We start from the raw sequence: 18,666 nt of genomic DNA on the forward strand, positions 1-18,666 counted from the left end.
CAGTTTTAAGGGCTGATGGTTTTCAGCGGGATGTCAGGCTGCGGCGTCCCGCTGTCCTGCTGCAACATTGGCTGGGAATGGTTTAGCATCCGGTCCGGATTTCCGCTGCCGCTGAGCATTCCGCCCTGCGTATTGGGCAGCGTTTGCTGACCGAGCATACCGTTGCCCGGCTGTCCCTGCTGAACCCGCTGCGTATTGGCATTCAACTGCGACTGTAGATTTTGCTGCTGGCTGCGCGCCTGCGTTTGCATCTGTTGTTTCAACATACCCTGCTGCTGAATCTGCTGCGTTTGCATCTGCGTCTGCATACGCTGCTGGCTGGGAATCTGATAACCTGGCTGATTAGGATTATTCATAGTGTTAATTGGCTGGGCCAATACAGCAAAGGGTAACAAAGCCGTAATAAGTAGTAAGCGTTTCATTGTCGTCTCCTCCCGATGAGGCCTCTTTTTAAGTGTACCTCTATTTCGCCATGATGATGATTTTTTAAGCGTTGTGGGCCAGGATTAAACGGGACATACACCCATTTATCTGGAGAAAAACAACGATGAAACCAACGTTTATGCGCTGGGTGGCGATCGCCGCTCTGCTGGCCGGGGGGACGTTTAGCGCGGTGGCCAATCCTCCCGTCGCGCCGCCAGTCTCCTATGGTGTTGAAGAAGATGTCTTTCATCCTGTGCGGGCGACGCAAGGGATGGTGGCGTCCGTGGATGCAATGGCGACGCAGGTTGGCGTGGATATCTTAAAGCAGGGCGGTAATGCCGTGGATGCCGCCGTCGCCGTGGGCTATGCGCTGGCTGTCACGCATCCGCAAGCCGGGAATCTGGGCGGCGGAGGATTTATGCTGCTGCGCACTAAAGATGGCGCTACCACGGCGATCGATTTTCGTGAAATGGCGCCTGCTGGCGCGACCCGTGATATGTTCCTCGACGATCAGGGTAACGCCGATGCGAAAAAGTCGCTGACGTCGCATCTGGCATCCGGTACGCCGGGTACTGTGGCGGGGTTCTCGCTGGCGCTGGAGAAATACGGCACGATGCCGCTGAATAAAGTGGTGCGTCCGGCGATGAAGCTGGCGGAAGAGGGTTTTGTGGTTAACGATGCGCTGGCCGACGACTTAAAAACTTACGGCAGCGAAGTGATCCCCAACCATGAGAACAGCAAAGCCATTTTCTGGAAAGACGGCGAGCCGCTGAAAAAAGGCGATAAGCTGGTCCAGAAGAATCTGGCGAAAAGCCTGGAAATGATTGCCGAAAACGGCCCGGCTGCGTTTTATAAAGGGGCGATTGCCGACCAGATTGCCGGGGAAATGCAGAAGAACGGCGGTCTGATGACCAAAGAGGATTTAGCCAGCTATAAAGCCGTTGAGCGTACGCCAATCAGCGGTGACTATCGCGGGTATCAGGTTTTCTCCATGCCGCCGCCGTCCTCGGGCGGTATTCACATCGTACAGATCCTTAATATTCTTGAAAACTTCGACATGAAGAAGTACGGCTTTGGCAGCGCCGATGCCATGCAAATCATGGCGGAAGCGGAAAAATACGCCTACGCTGACCGCTCAGAGTATCTGGGCGATCCGGACTTTGTGAAAGTGCCGTGGCAGGCGCTGACCCACAAAGCCTATGCGAAAACGCTGGCCGATCAAATTGATATCAACAAGGCCAAACCTTCCAGCCAGATAAAACCGGGCAAGCTCGCCCCGTATGAAAGCAACCAGACCACCCACTTCTCGGTGGTGGATAAAGACGGCAATGCTGTGGCGGTGACCTATACCCTGAACACCACCTTCGGCACAGGAATTGTGGCGGGAAATACCGGTATTCTGCTGAATAATCAAATGGATGATTTTTCTGCTAAACCCGGTGTACCTAATGTTTATGGCCTGGTGGGCGGCGATGCTAACGCGGTCGAACCAAAAAAACGTCCGCTGTCGTCGATGTCGCCCACTATCGTCGTTAAAGAGGGCAAAACCTGGCTGGTGACCGGCAGTCCTGGCGGGAGTCGAATCATCACTACTGTGCTGCAAATGGTAGTGAACAGCATTGATTTTGGCATGAACGTCGCGGAAGCGACCAACGCGCCGCGTTTCCATCATCAATGGTTGCCGGACGAACTGCGGGTAGAAAAGGGCTTCAGTCCCGATACGCTGAAGTTGCTGGAACAGAAAGGGCAGAAAGTGGCGCTGAAAGAAGCGATGGGCAGTACCCAAAGTATTATGGTTGGCCCGGATGGCGAACTGTACGGTGCGTCTGACCCGCGTTCGGTGGATGATTTAACGGCGGGATACTGATTTTTAATTCCAGGCCCGGTGTCAGACACCGGGCTATTTGCAGATTATGCCGTGAGTAATCGGGCTGGATTATCAATACAAAGCTTGCGCAGAGTATCGTTGTCTACTCCGCGAGCAGCCAGATAGGCGAGGAAGACATTCGGGACAAACCCCCAGCCATTTCCGCCATTTTTCGCCCACATCTGTTTGAGAAAAACATCATGGCTTAAAACGATTTGGTCGGCGTAACCCAGTACAATCAGATTCGCTACTGCATCTGCGGTCTCCTGAACGCCCGGCGCGACACCTTCTTTTGGGAAGGTGATGTCCAGACCAATCATGTCAAATTCAAGCCATACGCCACGGTCGAGCATTTTACGTTGATAGACGACATCTTTTCCTGAAGGGTCCGAATGCGCCAGCGAGACTTTTGCCGGAGAGACGTTCATTTCTTCCAGCACGATATCCAGCACCTCATCCCCCAGCCGCAGCCACCCCGGCATATGGATATTCATTGCCGTTTGGGGGTTGTTACATTGTGCCAGAGACGCTGCCCGCAGGCTGTTACGCTCCGCTTGGGTAAACGCGGGGGATACGCCGATTTCACCGATCATGCCAGCGCGAATATCCGTCTCGCCAATACCCTGATTCAGTTCTTTATCAATGAGTGAGGCTAACAGCTCAACAGGTTTATGGATCCGGGTGCTTTCAAATTTCTCCAGATAAGGTCCGGATGACGCAACGATATTCAAACCCGTTTTTAAGGCAACTTCTCGCAGCGCTGAGGCATCCCGTCCAATGGATTCTGATCCGGTGGCGTCGACAATCGTCCTGCCGCCTAAAGACATAAAATTATTGATTTCGAAGATAACATCATCAATCTCTTTGCGGTCCATGTTATCGGCGCAGCAGTATGGGTCGTGTTTCAGCCCCCACTGCAGGTCAGCACTGACTTTCTTTCCCACCAGTTGCTGTGAAAAAGCATAATGTGGCTCGTCTACGACCGAAGACAGATCGTTAAACAGATGTTCATGCGGTAGCGTCAGCCCCATATCCGTATGCGCCACCGGGCCTGTTACGGTTTGCAGGAAACCTTTCATTCTGACACCTCTATTCTTTGCGCCATTTTGGATGCTCTGTATTCAGGGATGGTGGTCACAATCGCACCGACTAACGCGAACAGCGTACCGATGATGGTGACCAGGTAGACCGTATTGCCTAATGAAGGGATCAATTCATCAATTAGCACTGAGCCAAGCAGTTGGCCTGCTGTTGACGCTACGCCCAGCATCAATAGCCCTAAGCCTCTCACCAGAATCGCCATTAGCCCGATGGACAGCAGACCCAGCGGACCACCGAGATACATCCACCATGTATCGGGTAACTGAATGGTGACATGGCCTAATGCGATACGTATCGCCAGCGCCGCGCCCAGGACACAAAAGCCGACGATGAAGTTCCATGTAATGGACACCAGCATGGAGCCCGTTGCCTCGGCGACTTTCGCATTTCCCGCAGGCTGCCAGCCAGCGAGTAACCCTGCCAAAAAGGGGAGGATAGCGAGCAGGATAAACGAGGTTGAGTGCCACTGTGGCGACACGACAAAAATGGTGGCGATAACGGCGAATAATGCGCCAGTAATGCGCCATGGCGTAAAATATTTCTTCTCCTCCACACCGATGCCAAAACGGTCGCACAGCAGGCCGGAAAGAAGCAGAGCGGAAATTAATGCCGTTTGAAAGGTGGCAACGCCCAGCGCGCTGGCGGATGCGCCTTCAGAAAATACGACCATCGCCCCGCATAATCCTGCAAACCAATTCCATAGCGGGATTTTTCTCTTTTTAATCAGAGTAGGGATTGAGGCGAATTGCTGGCGTGTTTCTTTGCGCGCAATAATAATAAAAAACATGACGACCAGACCGCTGGCAAACGAGATTACTGCGCAAGCATTACCGTCTTGTAACCAATGTCCTAACTGCCCATTAACGGCAGACTGCATCGGGGAAAGCATACCGGCTAAGATGGTGGCAAGCATCAGTAAGGGGGTTGAGTACTTATTCTTGTTCATACATCAATCCTTATATTTTATAAAAGGAGTAACTTTCGTTACTCCATTGTTTTTTATTTTCTGGCGATGAATTGAAGCGTGTTGACCCACAGGTCGGTATAAAACGGCCATGACATAAACTGCTGGGTTCCCCAGTGTGGGGAGCAGTCACTCATAAAGCAGGCGGTTTTACCCTGTTGGTATTCACCGAACACTAACAATGGGTCATTATTTATTGTTAATACGACATCGGCATCGTCTCTGGCGACGGCCTGGTTATATCCAAGAAATACCGGATAATCTGAGAACCCGTTAACAACAGGATGTTCAGGTGAGACAGCCTCAGCACAGATACCCTCGGGCTTTTCTACCCGGTCATCGCCATCAAGCATAATAACTGGCAGAACCTCAGCAAGAACGGTGTTCTTATAATTGGCTTTTGCCTCAATACCCATGAACGACAGATAGCCGCCAATCATGAGTAGTCCACCGCCATTTTTGACGTACTCTTTAATGGACTCCAGAGCGTTTGGTTTTATTTTTAGCTGATAAAATGTCTCGTTTTGCAACAGGAAGGTATTACTACCAATGTCGCTAATAACAATCACATCGTAACGATTTAATTCGTCAATACTCTCTGGAAAGGCAATTTGTACTGTGTGGGCAGGCATGTAATCAATATCAACGCCGCCTTTCCTCAAGCATTCCAGTAACCATGTAGCGCCTTCTTCATATTTACTGGAGGTGAAACTGTCATAACCTTTTGAATGAATCATATGAATATGCCAGGATTCTCCAATAAAGAGCACCTTTAGTTTTTTCTGCGTATTGTTCATAGTCTGCTCCTTGATTTAGTGAGTAGAGATAGTTTGTTTGTAATGTGAACCCTGAATACGATGAAGAACGGAGTCGTTTTCCGGCATATCAGAGGCATTAGGCGTTTCAACCGCAAGTGAGGCAAATGCGCTGGCGTAGCACAATGCGGATGCCAGTGACTTTCCTTTTGCAAGACCAGATGCGAGTGCGCCATTGAAAGCGTCACCCGCTCCCGCAGTATTTTTTACAACCGCCGGAAATGCCGGGGAATAGATGAATTGTGTGCCATCATAAGCAAGCGAACCTTTGCTACCTAACGTAATAATGGTATTTTTGACGCCTTTCTGGTGAATAATTTTGGCCGCGCATTTGGCTGATTCGATATCATTAACCGCCATATTGGCCAGCAGGCCGGCTTCCGTTTCATTTGGCGTAATATAGTCAATGTTATCAATGATGGTGTTAACCATGTCATTGTACGGCGCTGGATTGATGATGACCGGTATGTCATTTTTTTGTGCGAGACGAATTGTTTGCTGCAGCGCTTCGTAATTCGTCTCCAGTTGGACAAGAACAATATCTGAATGAACAATGGCTTCTTTCTGAATGGTGATTTCATCAGGGGAAATTGTCATGTTGGCGCCAGGGTAGATAGCGATGACGTTATCTCCGGTATCTCCATTCACCATGATGGTTGCTGTACCTGTTTGTGTTTCTTTGGTCTGGTAGATAACACTTTTATGGATTTTTGATGAGTTTATAAAATTAATGGCGTAATCACTAAAATGATCTGAGCCGACTTTAGTAATAAAATGCACATCAGAGTCGGCATAGCTTGCTGCTAATGCCTGATTACATCCCTTACCGCCGGGTGAAAAAATAAATTTATCGGCCAGCAATGATTCTCCCGTTGAGGGTAATCTCGGTAGATAACTGATGATATCAACATTGAACGAGCCAATAACACATACATTATTTTTCATGGCAGAGAGACCTTTTTTTATTTTCTGCGCTGATTCATATTTTTCCAGCACATAAGCAATTTCATTTTTTGCGACGTTATCAAGAGAATCAAGGGTAATAAATGCACCACCATGACAGCGAGTAAGATATCCCTGTCCGGCAAGTTCATTGAGATCTGAACGAATAGTTTCCTTTGTTACCTTGAGACTTTTCGCCAGATTTGAAACTTTTACAACTCCCGAAATACTGAGTTCCTTCAATATTCTATGATGGCGTTCAAATTTCATTTTTTACCTCACCGTGGTTAAATTAGTCCCGGGAGGAGTATATTGTTGTGATTGTCACCATAAAGTGATGGCAGAAACCAAAAAAAAACAAAAATGTAATATTAATATTGCTAAAATTACGGAAAAAACGGTGATAAAGCTTAAAGCGGCAATAACCATGAAATTCAGGTGGTTATTGTTTTGATATAGGGGAAGTAGGTTGCAATAATTGGGATGTTGTGAAGGTTTGTGACGTTTCGCCCCACAGGGTGGGGCGGGGAAGCGCTATTTCACGCGCGCCATAAAGTACGCATCAACGTACTCACCGTTGCGCAGGCCGTATTTCTTACCGGTGCCTTCGATTTCAAAGCCGTACTTCTTATACACCGCCACCGCGGGCTCGTTATCAACAAACACCGTTAACTCAATACGCTCGACGCGCAGCCAGTTGTCGCACATGTCGATCATGGTGTGGATCAGCGCGCTGGCAATGCCACGATTGTGCCACCGGGCATCCACGCAGATACCAAAATCGGCCACGTGGCTGCGACGGGGACGTTGGGTGACCTGAATAGAAAGATGGCCAACGACAATATCGTCAATGCAGGCAACCAGTTGTTTAACCCCGGCTTGCTCGGTTAGCCGCGCCTGCCACATTTCGAGGGAAGGATGAGGAACCTGTAGCGTGTTGTGATACACCTCCGGCTGGGCGTGGATCTGACGAATGGCGTCGTAATCTTTCGGTTCAGCGTGGCGTATCACTATTTCACTCATTCCTTATCTCCTGCAGGGGTAATTGTGTATTTACACTCGCTGAGAAAGAAAATTCCGTCAACTGCATTTTTTTGCAAAAAGAAGTAGACAAGTGCGAATGAGAATGATTATTATTGCCTTGAATTCAGGGGAACCCCTACGGAGAACCTGAAAGCACGACATTGCTCACATTGCTTCCAGTATTATTTTGGCCAGCTTTTGCTGGCTTTTTTTTTGGGTTTTGTTTCAGCCTGGCTTACTTGTCATTTTGTCCCCGGGAAGTGCTCGTGCTCCTCACGTACATTTAGTACGCTCCGGGCCCTGCGCGCTTGCCGTGAATAATCTGCCTGCGCCACTTACGCCCGATCTTGAGGCATCTGCTTTTGTAGGCCCAAAAAGGCAACGCCGCATCCGGCAAAGAATCCAACATTCAGTCTCCTCACGCTTTGCGCTATGGTGTAAACAATCATCTTCAAAAGGATCGTCTCATGACCTTACACTGCGCATTTATTGGATTCGGCAAAAGCACCACCCGTTACCATCTCCCCTATGTTCTGAATCAGAAAGATACCTGGCATGTCGCGCATATTTTCCGTCGTCACGCTAAACCGGAAGAGCAGGCGCCACAGTATTCACATATTCACTTCACCAACGATCTGGATGAGGTGTTGGGCGATCCGCAGGTAAAGCTGGTGATCGTCTGTACGCATGCTGACAGCCATTTCGAATACGCCAAACGCGCGCTGGAAGCGGGTAAAAATGTGCTGGTTGAGAAACCTTTCACGCCGAAGCTGGCGGAGGCAAAAGTGTTGTTCGACCTGGCGCGAAGCAAAGGACTGACCGTTACGCCGTATCAGAATCGTCGTTTTGATTCCTGTTTTCTCACGGCTAAAAAAGCGATAGAGAGCGGCAAACTGGGCAAGATTGTCGAAATTGAAAGCCATTTCGATTATTACCGCCCGGTAGCAGAAACCAAACCGGGCCTGCCGCAGGACGGCGCATTCTATGGACTTGGCGTCCACACCATGGATCAAATTATTTCGCTATTTGGCCGCCCGGATCATGTCGCGTATGACATTCGTAGCCTGCGTAATAAAGCGAATCCGGATGACACCTTTGAAGCGCAACTGTTTTATGGCGATTTGAAGGCTATCGTTAAAACCAGCCATCTGGTGAAAATCGACTATCCGAAGTTTATTGTTCACGGCACCAAAGGTTCGTTTGTGAAATACGGTATCGATCAACAAGAAACCAGCCTGAAAGCGAACATTATGCCCGGTGAACCCGGTTTCGCCGCTGACGAATCCGTCGGCGTGCTGGAATATGTTAACGATGACGGCGTGACCGTGAAAGAAGAGGTGAAACCGGAAACGGGTGACTATGGTCGCGTCTATGATGCGCTGTACCAGACGTTGACCGTCGGTACGCCTAATTACGTCAAGGAATCTGAAGTTCTTACCAATCTGGAAATCCTCGAGCGTGCTTTCGAACAGGCATCGCCTGCGACGATAACCCTCGCTAAATAGCCCTTACAGACTCCTCTGCGCTTATTCATATTTTTTGAACAGAGGAGTCAATTTTCACCCTCTATGATCCCGGACGGAATGAGTCCACACTTATTCCATCGAAAACATCTGGGGATGAACACAATGATCTACTTACGCAAAGCAAACGACCGCGGTCATGCGAATCATGGCTGGCTTGACTCCTGGCATACTTTTTCTTTTGCCGATTATTACGATCCGAACTTTATGGGGTTCTCGGCGCTGCGTGTGATTAACGACGATGTGATCGACGCAGGCCAGGGGTTCGGCACGCATCCGCATAAAGACATGGAAATTTTGACCTATGTGCTGGAAGGTGCCGTAGAACACCAGGACAGTATGGGCAATAAAGAACAGGTTCCGGCCGGTGAATTCCAGATTATGAGCGCCGGGACCGGCGTTCGCCACTCCGAGTACAACCCGAGCAAAACGGATCGTCTGCGGCTGTACCAGATCTGGATCATTCCGCAAGAAACCGGCATCACGCCGCGCTACGAACAGCGTCGCTTCGACGCCGCGCAGGGCAAGCAACTGGTGCTTTCGCCAGATGCTCGCGATGGTTCGCTGAAGGTCCACCAGGATATGGAGCTGTACCGCTGGGCGCTGCTCAAAGATGAGCAGTCGGTGCATCAGATTGCCGCTGAGCGCCGCGTCTGGATACAGGTGGTAAAAGGTAACGTGACTATTAACGGTACTAAAGCCACCACCAGCGATGGCCTGGCGATTTGGGATGAGCAGGCAATCTCGATTCATGCCGACAGCGACAGCGAAGTGTTACTGTTTGACCTGCCGCCAGTCTAACGTGCTGTAACCTTTTGTAGGCCGGATAAGACGCGAAAGCGTTGCCATCCGGCTTTTCATCGTTTGTCATTAATTCCGCACGTCCGTGGTAAACTGGGCAAATCTATCCCTTTTATACCTTTCAGGACGATGAAAAAGAAAAGACCCGTACTTCAGGATGTAGCCGACCGCGTGGGCGTGACCAAAATGACGGTCAGCCGTTTTTTGCGTAATCCGGAGCAGGTCTCCGTCGCGCTGCGGGGTAAAATTGCGGCTGCGCTTGATGAGCTCGGGTACATTCCTAATCGCGCGCCTGACATTCTTTCCAACGCCACCAGCCGCGCCATTGGCGTTCTGCTGCCGTCTTTAACCAACCAGGTCTTTGCGGAAGTGTTACGCGGCATTGAGGCTGTCACCGACGCGCACGGGTATCAGACCATGCTGGCGCACTACGGCTATAAACCGGAGATGGAGCAGGAGCGCCTGGAATCGATGCTCTCCTGGAATATCGACGGCCTGATCCTCACTGAGCGTACCCATACGCCGCGCACCTTAAAAATGATCGAAGTCGCCGGGATTCCGGTGGTGGAACTGATGGACAGCCAGTCGCCGTGTCTCGATATTGCCGTTGGTTTTGACAACTTCGAGGCCGCCCGTCAGATGACCGCCGCGATTATCGCGCGTGGTCATCGTCATATCGCCTATCTGGGGGCGCGCCTCGACGAACGTACTATCATCAAGCAGAAGGGTTATGAACAGGCGATGCGGGACTCAGGCCTGGTTCCTTACAGTGTGATGATGGAGCAATCTTCATCCTACTCTTCCGGTATCGAACTCATGCGCCAGGCGCGACGTGAATACCCACAGCTTGACGGTATTTTTTGTACCAACGATGACCTGGCGGTGGGGGCGGCCTTCGAATGCCAGCGCCTGGGGCTAAAAATCCCGGACGACATGGCGATCGCCGGGTTCCACGGTCATGACATCGGCCAGGTGATGGAACCGCGTCTGGCAAGCGTCCTGACGCCGCGCGAGCGAATGGGCAGCATTGGCGCGGAACGCCTGTTGGCTCGCATTCGCGGCGAAATGGTCACGCCAAAAATGTTAGATTTAGGTTTCACCTTGTCACCGGGCGGATCTATTTAGTCTGACAACTTTGAAGTAGCTCACACTTATTCACTTTTGGCACGAATGGTCATTGCGTCGTGAATGGTGCGGTTGGACAATGTTACCGATAACAGTTACCCGTAACAAATTTTGCAACTTGTAGAGTGGGGGCCCGCTTTGAGCACGACTAATCATGATCACCACGTTTACGTTCTGATGGGCGTATCAGGCAGCGGTAAATCCGCTGTCGCAAGCGCCGTGGCGCATCAGCTTCATGCCGCGTTTCTGGACGGCGATTTTCTGCATCCGCGCTGCAATATTGAAAAAATGGCTTCCGGCGAGCCGTTGAATGATGATGACCGCAAACCGTGGTTACAGGCGCTGAACGACGCCGCTTTCGCGATGCAGCGAACCAATAAAATCTCGCTGATCGTCTGTTCCGCACTGAAAAAACACTATCGCGACCTGCTGCGCAAGGGAAACCCGAACCTCTCCTTTATCTATCTGAAAGGTGATTTCGACGTCATTGAAAGCCGTCTGAAAGCGCGCAAAGGTCATTTCTTCAAAACCCAGATGCTGGTGACGCAGTTTGAAACGCTGCAAGAGCCGGGTGCCGACGAACGCGATGTTCTGGTGGTGGATATCGACCAGCCGCTGGAAGGCGTCGTGGCGAGCACCATTGAGGTCATCAATAAAGGCAGTACGCTGTGAGTACATTAACACTGGTTTTAACCGCCGTCGGTTCCGTCTTACTGCTGCTGTTTTTGGTGATGAAGGCGCGTATGCACGCCTTCGTCGCGTTAATGGTCGTCTCGATGGGCGCGGGGCTTTTTTCAGGGATGCCGCTTGATAAAATCGCCGCGACCATGGAAAAAGGGATGGGCGGCACGCTGGGATTCCTGGCGATTGTGGTCGCGCTGGGGGCGATGTTCGGCAAGATTCTGCATGAAACCGGCGCGGTCGATCAGATAGCCGTCAAGATGCTTAAATCCTTTGGCCATAACCGCGCGCACTATGCGATTGGCCTGGCCGGGCTGATTTGCGCGCTTCCGCTGTTCTTTGAAGTGGCGATTGTGCTGCTGATAAGCGTGGCGTTCTCTATGGCGCGTCATACAGGCACAAACCTGGTGAAGCTGGTCATTCCGCTGTTTGCGGGCGTGGCGGCAGCCGCGGCGTTTTTGTTGCCTGGGCCTGCGCCGATGCTGCTGGCTTCCCAGATGCATGCTGATTTCGGCTGGATGATCCTGATTGGGCTGTGCGCCGCCATTCCTGGCATGATTATCGCCGGGCCGCTGTGGGGGAATTTTATCAGCCGTTACGTTGAGCTGCGTATTCCTGACGACATTACCGAGCCGCATCTGGGCGAAGGCAAAATGCCTTCTTTCGGCTTCAGCCTGTCGCTGATCCTGCTGCCGTTGGTGCTGGTAGGACTGAAAACGATCGCCGCGCGCTTTGTGCCGGAAGGTTCCACCGCTTATGAATGGTTTGAGTTTATCGGCCACCCCTTCACTGCGATTCTGGTCGCTTGTCTGGTAGCGATTTACGGCCTGGCGATGCGCCAGGGGATGCCGAAAGACAAAGTGATGGAAATCTGCGGCCACGCGCTGCAACCAGCGGGCATTATCCTGCTGGTGATTGGCGCAGGCGGGGTGTTCAAACAGGTACTGGTTGACTCCGGCGTCGGCCCGGCGCTGGGCGAAGCGTTAACCGGTATGGGACTGCCGATTGCCATTACCTGCTTTGTGCTGGCGGCGGCGGTGCGCATCATTCAGGGTTCCGCGACCGTGGCGTGTTTAACCGCGGTCGGTCTGGTGATGCCGGTCATAGAGCAACTGAATTTCTCCGGCGCGCAGATGGCGGCGCTCTCTATCTGTATCGCCGGCGGTTCAATTGTGGTTTCTCATGTTAACGACGCCGGCTTCTGGCTGTTCGGTAAATTTACCGGCGCGACCGAAGCGCAGACGCTGAAGACCTGGACGATGATGGAAACTATCCTCGGCACGGTCGGCGCGATTGTCGGGATGATTGCTTTCCAACTGCTGAGCTGAGTCTTGTTGCCCGGTGGCGCTGTGCTTACCGGGCCTGGAAACGGGCACATATCGATACCGTAAGCCGGGTAAGGCGTAATCGCTACCCGGTTTTTTTATTGAGGTGTGCATGGCAATCGCCCAACGACATTTTGCCTCGCCATGTTTCAGTACGCGCATAAAAGCAGGCAAATTTCTACGCTGATCCATAATTAGGATCAATAAAACAGCGACGGAAATGATTCCCTTCCTAACGCAAATTCCCTGATAATCGCCACTGGACTTTCTGCTTGCGCGGTAAGGCAGGATAAGTCGCATTACTGATGGCTTCGCTATCATTGATTAATTTCACTTGCGACTTTGGCTGCTTTTTGTATGGTGAAGGATGCGCCACAGGATACTGGCGCGCATACACAGCACATCTCTTTGCAGGAAAAAAACGCTATGAAAAATGTTGGTTTTATCGGCTGGCGCGGAATGGTCGGCTCTGTTCTCATGCAACGCATGGTAGAGGAGCGCGATTTCGACGCTATTCGCCCTGTTTTCTTTTCTACCTCCCAGTTTGGACAGGCGGCGCCCACCTTCGGCGACACCTCCACCGGCACGCTACAGGACGCTTTTGATCTGGATGCGCTAAAAGCGCTCGATATCATCGTGACCTGCCAGGGCGGCGATTATACCAACGAAATTTATCCAAAGCTGCGCGAAAGCGGATGGCAGGGTTACTGGATTGACGCGGCTTCTACGCTGCGCATGAAAGATGATGCCATTATTATTCTCGACCCGGTCAACCAGGACGTGATTACCGACGGCCTGAACAATGGCGTGAAGACCTTTGTGGGCGGTAACTGTACCGTTAGCCTGATGTTGATGTCGCTGGGCGGTCTCTTTGCCCATAATCTCGTTGACTGGGTATCCGTCGCGACCTATCAGGCCGCCTCCGGCGGCGGCGCGCGCCATATGCGCGAGCTGTTAACCCAAATGGGTCAGTTGTATGGCCATGTCGCCGATGAACTGGCGACGCCGTCTTCCGCAATTCTTGATATTGAACGCAAAGTTACGGCATTGACCCGCAGCGGCGAGCTGCCGGTTGATAACTTTGGCGTACCGCTGGCGGGAAGCCTGATCCCCTGGATCGACAAACAGCTCGATAACGGCCAGAGCCGTGAAGAGTGGAAAGGCCAGGCGGAAACCAACAAGATTCTCAATACTGCCGCTGTGATTCCGGTTGATGGTTTGTGTGTGCGCGTCGGCGCGCTGCGCTGTCACAGCCAGGCGTTCACCATCAAGCTGAAAAAAGAGGTATCCATTCCGACGGTGGAAGAACTGCTGGCGGCACATAATCCGTGGGCGAAAGTGGTGCCGAACGATCGTGATATCACTATGCGCGAATTAACCCCGGCGGCGGTGACCGGCACGTTGACTACGCCGGTTGGTCGTCTGCGTAAGCTGAACATGGGGCCAGAGTTCTTGTCGGCGTTTACCGTAGGCGACCAGTTGTTATGGGGCGCCGCCGAGCCGCTGCGTCGAATGCTGCGCCAGTTGGCGTAGTGGCTATTGCAGCGCTTATCGGGCCTGCGTGTGGTTCTGTAGGCCGGATAAGGCGCGTCAGCGCCGCCATCCAGCAATATCCGCCAGATAAGGCGTAGTCGGCAAGCAGACGTCAGATTGATATGTAGGGTGCATCGTCACCCTTTTTTTTGCGTAATACAGGAGTAAACGCAGATGTTTCATTTTTATCAGGAGTTAAGCAGAGCATTGGCTATTCTTTAAGGGTAGCTTAATCCCACGGGTATTAAGCCTAACCTGAAGGTAGGACGACGCAGATAGGATGCACAGTGTGCTGCGCCGTTCAGGTCAAAGAAGTGTCACTACCTGATGTTGAATTCAGTGAGATGGAGTGACGCCACAAAACAGGATGACAAACCATGTCCAGTCGTATCGATAGAGACGTGATTAATGCGCTAATTGCAGGACATTTTGCGGACCCTTTTTCCGTACTCGGAATGCACCAGACCCAAGCCGGACTAGAAGTTCGCGCCCTCTTACCTGACGCCACCGACGTATGGGTGATTGAACCCAAAACCGGACGTAAAGTCGGCAAACTGGAATGTCTCGACGCTCGCGGTTTTTTCTGCGGCGTTTTACCCCGACGTAAAAATTTCTTTCGCTATCAGCTCGCCGTGACCTGGCACGGACAGCAGAACCTCATCGACGATCCTTACCGTTTTGGTCCATTAATACAGGAAATGGATGCCTGGCTATTGTCGGAAGGCACCCACCTGCGTCCTTATGAAACGCTGGGCGCGCACGCCGATACGATGGATGGCGTCACCGGCACCCGTTTCTCCGTCTGGGCACCTAATGCTCGTCGCGTTTCGGTTGTCGGGCAATTCAACTATTGGGATGGGCGTCGCCACCCGATGCGTCTGCGCAAAGAGAGCGGTATTTGGGAGCTGTTTATCCCCGGCGCGCATAATGGACAACTGTATAAATTCGAGCTGCTTGATGCGAATGGTAATCTGCGCATTAAAGCCGATCCCTATGCTTTTGAGGCGCAGATGCGTCCGGAAACGGCGTCGATGATTTGCGGACTGCCGGAGAAAGTGACGCCAAGCGAAGAACGACAAAAAGCCAATCAGTTTGATGCGCCGATCTCGATTTATGAGGTGCATTTAGGTTCATGGCGCCGCCATACGGATAACAATTTCTGGCTGAGCTATCGTGAGCTGGCGGATCAGCTTGTGCCTTACGCCAAATGGATGGGCTTTACTCACCTTGAACTCTTGCCGGTCAACGAACATCCGTTTGACGGCAGTTGGGGCTACCAGCCGACCGGACTCTACGCGCCGACCCGCCGCTTTGGTACGCGGGACGACTTCCGCTATTTCATCAATGCGGCCCATGCGGCGGGCCTTAACGTCATTCTCGACTGGGTGCCGGGCCATTTCCCGTCCGATGAATTTAGCCTCGCGGAGTTTGACGGCACCCACCTCTATGAGCACAGCGACCCGCGCGAGGGCTATCACCAGGACTGGAATACGCTGATCTACAACTATGGTCGTCGTGAAGTCAGTAATTATCTGGTGGGCAACGCCCTGTACTGGATGGAGCGTTTTGGGATTGATGCGCTGCGTGTCGATGCGGTGGCCTCTATGATCTACCGCGACTACAGCCGCAAAGAGGGCGAGTGGATACCGAACGAGTTCGGCGGTCGTGAAAACCTGGAAGCCATTGAGTTTCTGCGTAATACCAACCGCATTATTGGCGAGCAGGTGCCCGGCGCGGTCAGCATGGCGGAAGAGTCGACAGACTTCTCTGGCGTGACGCGTCCACCGGAAACGGGCGGCCTGGGGTTCTGGTACAAGTGGAACCTGGGCTGGATGCACGACACGCTGGACTACATGAAGCTGGACCCGGTGTACCGCCAGTATCATCACGACAAGCTGACCTTTGGTATGTTGTACAACCATACCGAAAACTTTGTTCTGCCGCTGTCGCACGATGAGGTGGTTCACGGCAAGAAATCCATTCTCGATCGTATGCCGGGCGATGCGTGGCAAAAATTCGCCAACCTGCGCGCCTACTATGGCTGGATGTGGGCCTTCCCCGGCAAGAAACTGCTATTTATGGGGAATGAGTTTGCCCAGGGACGCGAGTGGAACCATGACGCCAGCCTCGACTGGCACCTGCTGGAGGGGGGCGATAACTGGCACCACGGGGTTCAGCGTCTGGTACGCGATCTCAACCACACCTATCGCCACCATAAAGCGTTGCATGAGCTGGATTTTGATGCTTACGGCTTTGAGTGGCTGGTGGTCGATGACAATGAACGCTCGGTACTGATTTTTGTACGCCGTGATAAAGCCGGTAACGAGATCATCGTCGCCAGCAACTTTACGCCCGTTCCTCGCCACGACTACCGCTTTGGCATCAACCAGCCGGGACGCTGGCGTGAAATTCTCAATACTGATTCGATGCATTATCACGGTAGCAACACCGGCAATGGCGGCGTGGTGCACAGCGATGAGATCGAAAGCCATGGCCGTCAGCACTCTCTTAGCCTGACGTTACCGCCGTTGGCGACGATCTGGCTGATGCGGGAGGGGGAATGACGCAGCTTGCGATCGGCGAAGCAACGCCGCATGGCGCAACGTATGACGGTCATGGCGTGAATTTCACGCTCTTTTCCGCTCATGCGGAGCGCGTAGAGCTGTGCGTTTTTGATTCCCGCGGGAATGAGCGTCGCTATGACCTGCCAGGACGTCGCGGCGATGTCTGGCATGGTTATCTGGCAGGCGCCAGGCCAGGTTTGCGCTATGGCTATCGCGTACATGGCCCGTGGCAACCAGCGCAGGGGCATCGGTTTAATCCGGCGAAGTTACTGCTTGACCCTTATGCGCGCCGGGTCGAGGGCGAACTAAAAGATCATCCGCTGTTGCACGGCGGACACGATGAACCGGACTACCGCGATAACGCGGCGGTGGCGCCGAAAAGCGTGGTAATCAGCGACCATTATGACTGGGAAGATGACGCCGCGCCGCGCACGCCGTGGGGAAAAACGGTCATCTATGAAGCACATGTCAAAGGGCTTACCTACCTGCATCCGGAACTCCCCCAGGAGATACGCGGCACCTATAAAGCGCTCGGTCATCCGGTCATGGTGGCGTACTTCAAACAGCTTGGCATTACGGCGCTGGAACTGTTGCCGGTGGCGCAGTTTGCCAGCGAGCCGCGCCTGCAACGTATGGGGCTGACCAATTATTGGGGTTATAACCCGATGGCGATGTTCGCGCTGCATCCCGCCTGGGCCAGTTCGCCCGAGACTGCGCTGGACGAGTTTCGCGATGCGGTGAAAGCGCTGCATCGCGCGGGGATTGAGGTCATTCTGGACATCGTATTAAACCATAGCGCCGAGCTGGATCTGGACGGTCCAACCTTCTCTCTGCGCGGAATTGATAACCGTAGCTATTATTGGATAAGGGACGATGGCGATTATCACAACTGGACGGGGTGCGGCAACACGCTCAATTTAAGCCATCCCGGCGTGGTGGAATACGCGTGCGAGTGTTTGCGCTATTGGGTGGAAACCTGTCATGTCGATGGTTTTCGTTTTGATTTGGCGTCCGTCATGGGGCGCACGCCGACGTTTCGCCAGGATGCGCCGCTGTTCGCCGCGATTAAAGCGTGTCCTGTGTTATCAACGGTCAAGCTGATTGCTGAACCGTGGGATATTGGCGAGGGCGGCTATCAGGTCGGGAATTTTCCGCCACCGTTTGCCGAGTGGAACGATCATTTTCGCGATGCGGCCCGCCGATTCTGGTTGCCGCGTAACCTGACGACCGGGGAGTTTGCCTGTCGTTTCGCCGCTTCCAGCGATGTGTTTAAACGCAATGGCCGCGCGCCCGGCGCCTCTGTCAATCTGCTCACGGCGCATGACGGTTTTACGCTCCGGGACTGCGTCTGTTTCAATCAGAAACACAATGAGGCGAACGGTGAGGAAAATCGCGACGGCACCAACAGCAATTACAGCGACAATCATGGTAAAGAAGGATTAGGCGGTCCGCTTGATTTAATGGAGCGGCGGCGCGACAGCATTCATGCCCTGCTGGCGACGCTACTGCTCTCTCAGGGAACGCCGATGCTGCTGGCAGGCGATGAACACGGCCATAGCCAGCACGGCAACAATAACGCCTACTGTCAGGATAATGCCTTAACCTGGCTGGACTGGCAGCAGGCAAATCGTGGGTTAACCACGTTTACCGCCGCGCTGATTCGTTTGCGTCAGCAGATACCGGCTTTAACCGGCGATAGCTGGTGGGAAGAAGGCGATGGCAACGTGCGTTGGCTAAATAAAAACGCGCAACCCTTGAGTGCGGATGAGTGGCAAAACGGGCCTAAGCTGATGCAAATTCTGTTGTCGGACCGTTTTCTGATTGCGATAAATGCCACGCTTGAGGTGACAGATATAGTTTTACCCGAAGGGGAATGGCGCGCCGTTCCCCCATTCGCTGGAGAGGATAATCCGGTGATAACGGCGGTCTGGCAGGGACCTGCGCATGGACTGTGTGTGTTCCAGAGAGGATAAAAAAGG

General features: G+C 52.6%; 15 protein-coding genes and 1 pseudogene. 9 read left to right on the forward strand and 7 right to left on the reverse strand.

Going from position 1 to position 18,666, the window contains the following annotated elements; all coding sequences use genetic code 11:
- Window positions 1–5: 5 nt before the first annotated feature.
- A complete protein-coding gene (locus J4728_RS15565) occupies window positions 6–422 on the reverse strand; it encodes a DUF2756 family protein (RefSeq protein ID WP_000826041.1) in 417 nt (138 codons plus the stop codon).
- A gap of 125 nt (window positions 423–547) precedes the next feature.
- Here J4728_RS15565 and ggt point away from each other — a divergent pair, with 125 nt between their 5' ends.
- A complete protein-coding gene (gene ggt, locus J4728_RS15570; RefSeq protein WP_023193921.1) occupies window positions 548–2,290 on the forward strand; it encodes a gamma-glutamyltransferase in 1,743 nt (580 codons plus the stop codon).
- A gap of 44 nt (window positions 2,291–2,334) precedes the next feature.
- Here the strand turns inward: ggt and J4728_RS15575 are convergent, their stop codons facing one another.
- From J4728_RS15575 to yhhY, 5 genes are all read right to left on the reverse strand, one after another.
- Complete coding sequence (locus J4728_RS15575; RefSeq protein ID WP_001522156.1) at window positions 2,335–3,369, reverse strand: phosphotriesterase; 1,035 nt, start codon at window positions 3,367–3,369, stop codon at window positions 2,335–2,337.
- Window positions 3,366–4,337, reverse strand: coding sequence for a DMT family transporter (locus J4728_RS15580; RefSeq protein WP_001038948.1), 972 nt, complete (start codon window positions 4,335–4,337; stop codon window positions 3,366–3,368). The genes J4728_RS15575 and J4728_RS15580 overlap by 4 nt, the downstream gene beginning before the upstream one ends.
- Window positions 4,338–4,390: 53 nt before the next feature.
- Window positions 4,391–5,152, reverse strand: coding sequence for a glutamine amidotransferase (locus J4728_RS15585; RefSeq protein WP_001066509.1), 762 nt, complete (start codon window positions 5,150–5,152; stop codon window positions 4,391–4,393).
- 15 nt (window positions 5,153–5,167) lie between these two features.
- Window positions 5,168–6,382, reverse strand: coding sequence for a PfkB family carbohydrate kinase (locus J4728_RS15590; RefSeq protein ID WP_000667440.1), 1,215 nt, complete (start codon window positions 6,380–6,382; stop codon window positions 5,168–5,170).
- Window positions 6,383–6,646: 264 nt separating this feature from the next.
- Complete coding sequence (yhhY, locus tag J4728_RS15595; RefSeq protein WP_001290277.1) at window positions 6,647–7,135, reverse strand: N-acetyltransferase; 489 nt, start codon at window positions 7,133–7,135, stop codon at window positions 6,647–6,649.
- 467 nt (window positions 7,136–7,602) lie between these two features.
- On the opposite strand from yhhY, the gene J4728_RS15600 reads away from it, so the two are divergent.
- From J4728_RS15600 to gntU, 5 genes are all read left to right on the forward strand, one after another.
- The gene (locus tag J4728_RS15600; RefSeq protein ID WP_208212024.1) at window positions 7,603–8,640 is read left to right on the forward strand and encodes an oxidoreductase; all 1,038 of its coding nucleotides are present in this window, start codon (window positions 7,603–7,605) and stop codon (window positions 8,638–8,640) included.
- A gap of 123 nt (window positions 8,641–8,763) precedes the next feature.
- Window positions 8,764–9,459: a pirin family protein gene (locus J4728_RS15605; protein WP_000639789.1), complete on the forward strand. Its 696-nt coding sequence runs from the start codon at window positions 8,764–8,766 to the stop codon at window positions 9,457–9,459.
- 129 nt (window positions 9,460–9,588) lie between these two features.
- Window positions 9,589–10,584, forward strand: coding sequence for a gluconate operon transcriptional repressor GntR (gntR, locus tag J4728_RS15610; protein WP_208212026.1), 996 nt, complete (start codon window positions 9,589–9,591; stop codon window positions 10,582–10,584).
- 138 nt (window positions 10,585–10,722) lie between these two features.
- The gene (gene gntK, locus J4728_RS15615) at window positions 10,723–11,256 is read left to right on the forward strand and encodes a gluconokinase (protein WP_023238369.1); all 534 of its coding nucleotides are present in this window, start codon (window positions 10,723–10,725) and stop codon (window positions 11,254–11,256) included.
- Entirely contained in the window at window positions 11,253–12,593 is a 1,341-nt protein-coding gene (gene gntU, locus J4728_RS15620; protein ID WP_000105950.1) for a gluconate transporter, read from the forward strand. The genes gntK and gntU overlap by 4 nt, the downstream gene beginning before the upstream one ends.
- Here gntU and J4728_RS15625 read toward each other — a convergent pair.
- A pseudogene (locus J4728_RS15625) lies at window positions 12,516–12,890 on the reverse strand (MarC family protein); the annotation flags it as partial. The gene gntU and the pseudogene J4728_RS15625 sit on opposite strands and share 78 nt — an antisense overlap.
- A 126-nt stretch (window positions 12,891–13,016) precedes the next feature.
- Here J4728_RS15625 and asd point away from each other — a divergent pair.
- The 3 genes from asd to glgX all read left to right on the forward strand — a co-directional run bounded on the left by asd (window position 13,017) and on the right by glgX (window position 18,660).
- A complete protein-coding gene (gene asd / locus J4728_RS15630) occupies window positions 13,017–14,123 on the forward strand; it encodes an aspartate-semialdehyde dehydrogenase (protein WP_000799937.1) in 1,107 nt (368 codons plus the stop codon).
- Window positions 14,124–14,500: 377 nt separating this feature from the next.
- Window positions 14,501–16,687, forward strand: coding sequence for a 1,4-alpha-glucan branching enzyme (glgB, locus tag J4728_RS15635; RefSeq protein ID WP_000098553.1), 2,187 nt, complete (start codon window positions 14,501–14,503; stop codon window positions 16,685–16,687).
- A complete protein-coding gene (gene glgX / locus J4728_RS15640) occupies window positions 16,684–18,660 on the forward strand; it encodes a glycogen debranching protein GlgX (protein WP_000192490.1) in 1,977 nt (658 codons plus the stop codon). Before glgB ends, glgX begins: the two co-directional genes overlap by 4 nt.
- The last annotated feature ends 6 nt before the right edge of the window (window positions 18,661–18,666 follow it).

This window comes from Salmonella sp. 32070601201500089SM (assembly GCF_017573605.1).
Classification (GTDB): Bacteria; Pseudomonadota; Gammaproteobacteria; order Enterobacterales; family Enterobacteriaceae; genus Salmonella; species Salmonella enterica.

Excerpts from the sequence above, each read along its gene's own strand:
- J4728_RS15565 (WP_000826041.1), bottom strand. The coding sequence starts at position 422 with ATGAAACGCTTACTACTTATTACGGCTTTGTTACCCTTTGCTGTATTG.
- ggt (WP_023193921.1), top strand. The coding sequence starts at position 548 with ATGAAACCAACGTTTATGCGCTGGGTGGCGATCGCCGCTCTGCTGGCC.
- J4728_RS15575 (WP_001522156.1), bottom strand. The coding sequence starts at position 3,369 with ATGAAAGGTTTCCTGCAAACCGTAACAGGCCCGGTGGCGCATACGGAT.
- J4728_RS15580 (WP_001038948.1), bottom strand. The coding sequence starts at position 4,337 with ATGAACAAGAATAAGTACTCAACCCCCTTACTGATGCTTGCCACCATC.
- J4728_RS15585 (WP_001066509.1), bottom strand. The coding sequence starts at position 5,152 with ATGAACAATACGCAGAAAAAACTAAAGGTGCTCTTTATTGGAGAATCC.
- J4728_RS15590 (WP_000667440.1), bottom strand. The coding sequence starts at position 6,382 with ATGAAATTTGAACGCCATCATAGAATATTGAAGGAACTCAGTATTTCG.
- yhhY (WP_001290277.1), bottom strand. The coding sequence starts at position 7,135 with ATGAGTGAAATAGTGATACGCCACGCTGAACCGAAAGATTACGACGCC.
- J4728_RS15600 (WP_208212024.1), top strand. The coding sequence starts at position 7,603 with ATGACCTTACACTGCGCATTTATTGGATTCGGCAAAAGCACCACCCGT.
- J4728_RS15605 (WP_000639789.1), top strand. The coding sequence starts at position 8,764 with ATGATCTACTTACGCAAAGCAAACGACCGCGGTCATGCGAATCATGGC.
- gntR (WP_208212026.1), top strand. The coding sequence starts at position 9,589 with ATGAAAAAGAAAAGACCCGTACTTCAGGATGTAGCCGACCGCGTGGGC.
- asd (WP_000799937.1), top strand. The coding sequence starts at position 13,017 with ATGAAAAATGTTGGTTTTATCGGCTGGCGCGGAATGGTCGGCTCTGTT.
- glgB (WP_000098553.1), top strand. The coding sequence starts at position 14,501 with ATGTCCAGTCGTATCGATAGAGACGTGATTAATGCGCTAATTGCAGGA.
- glgX (WP_000192490.1), top strand. The coding sequence starts at position 16,684 with ATGACGCAGCTTGCGATCGGCGAAGCAACGCCGCATGGCGCAACGTAT.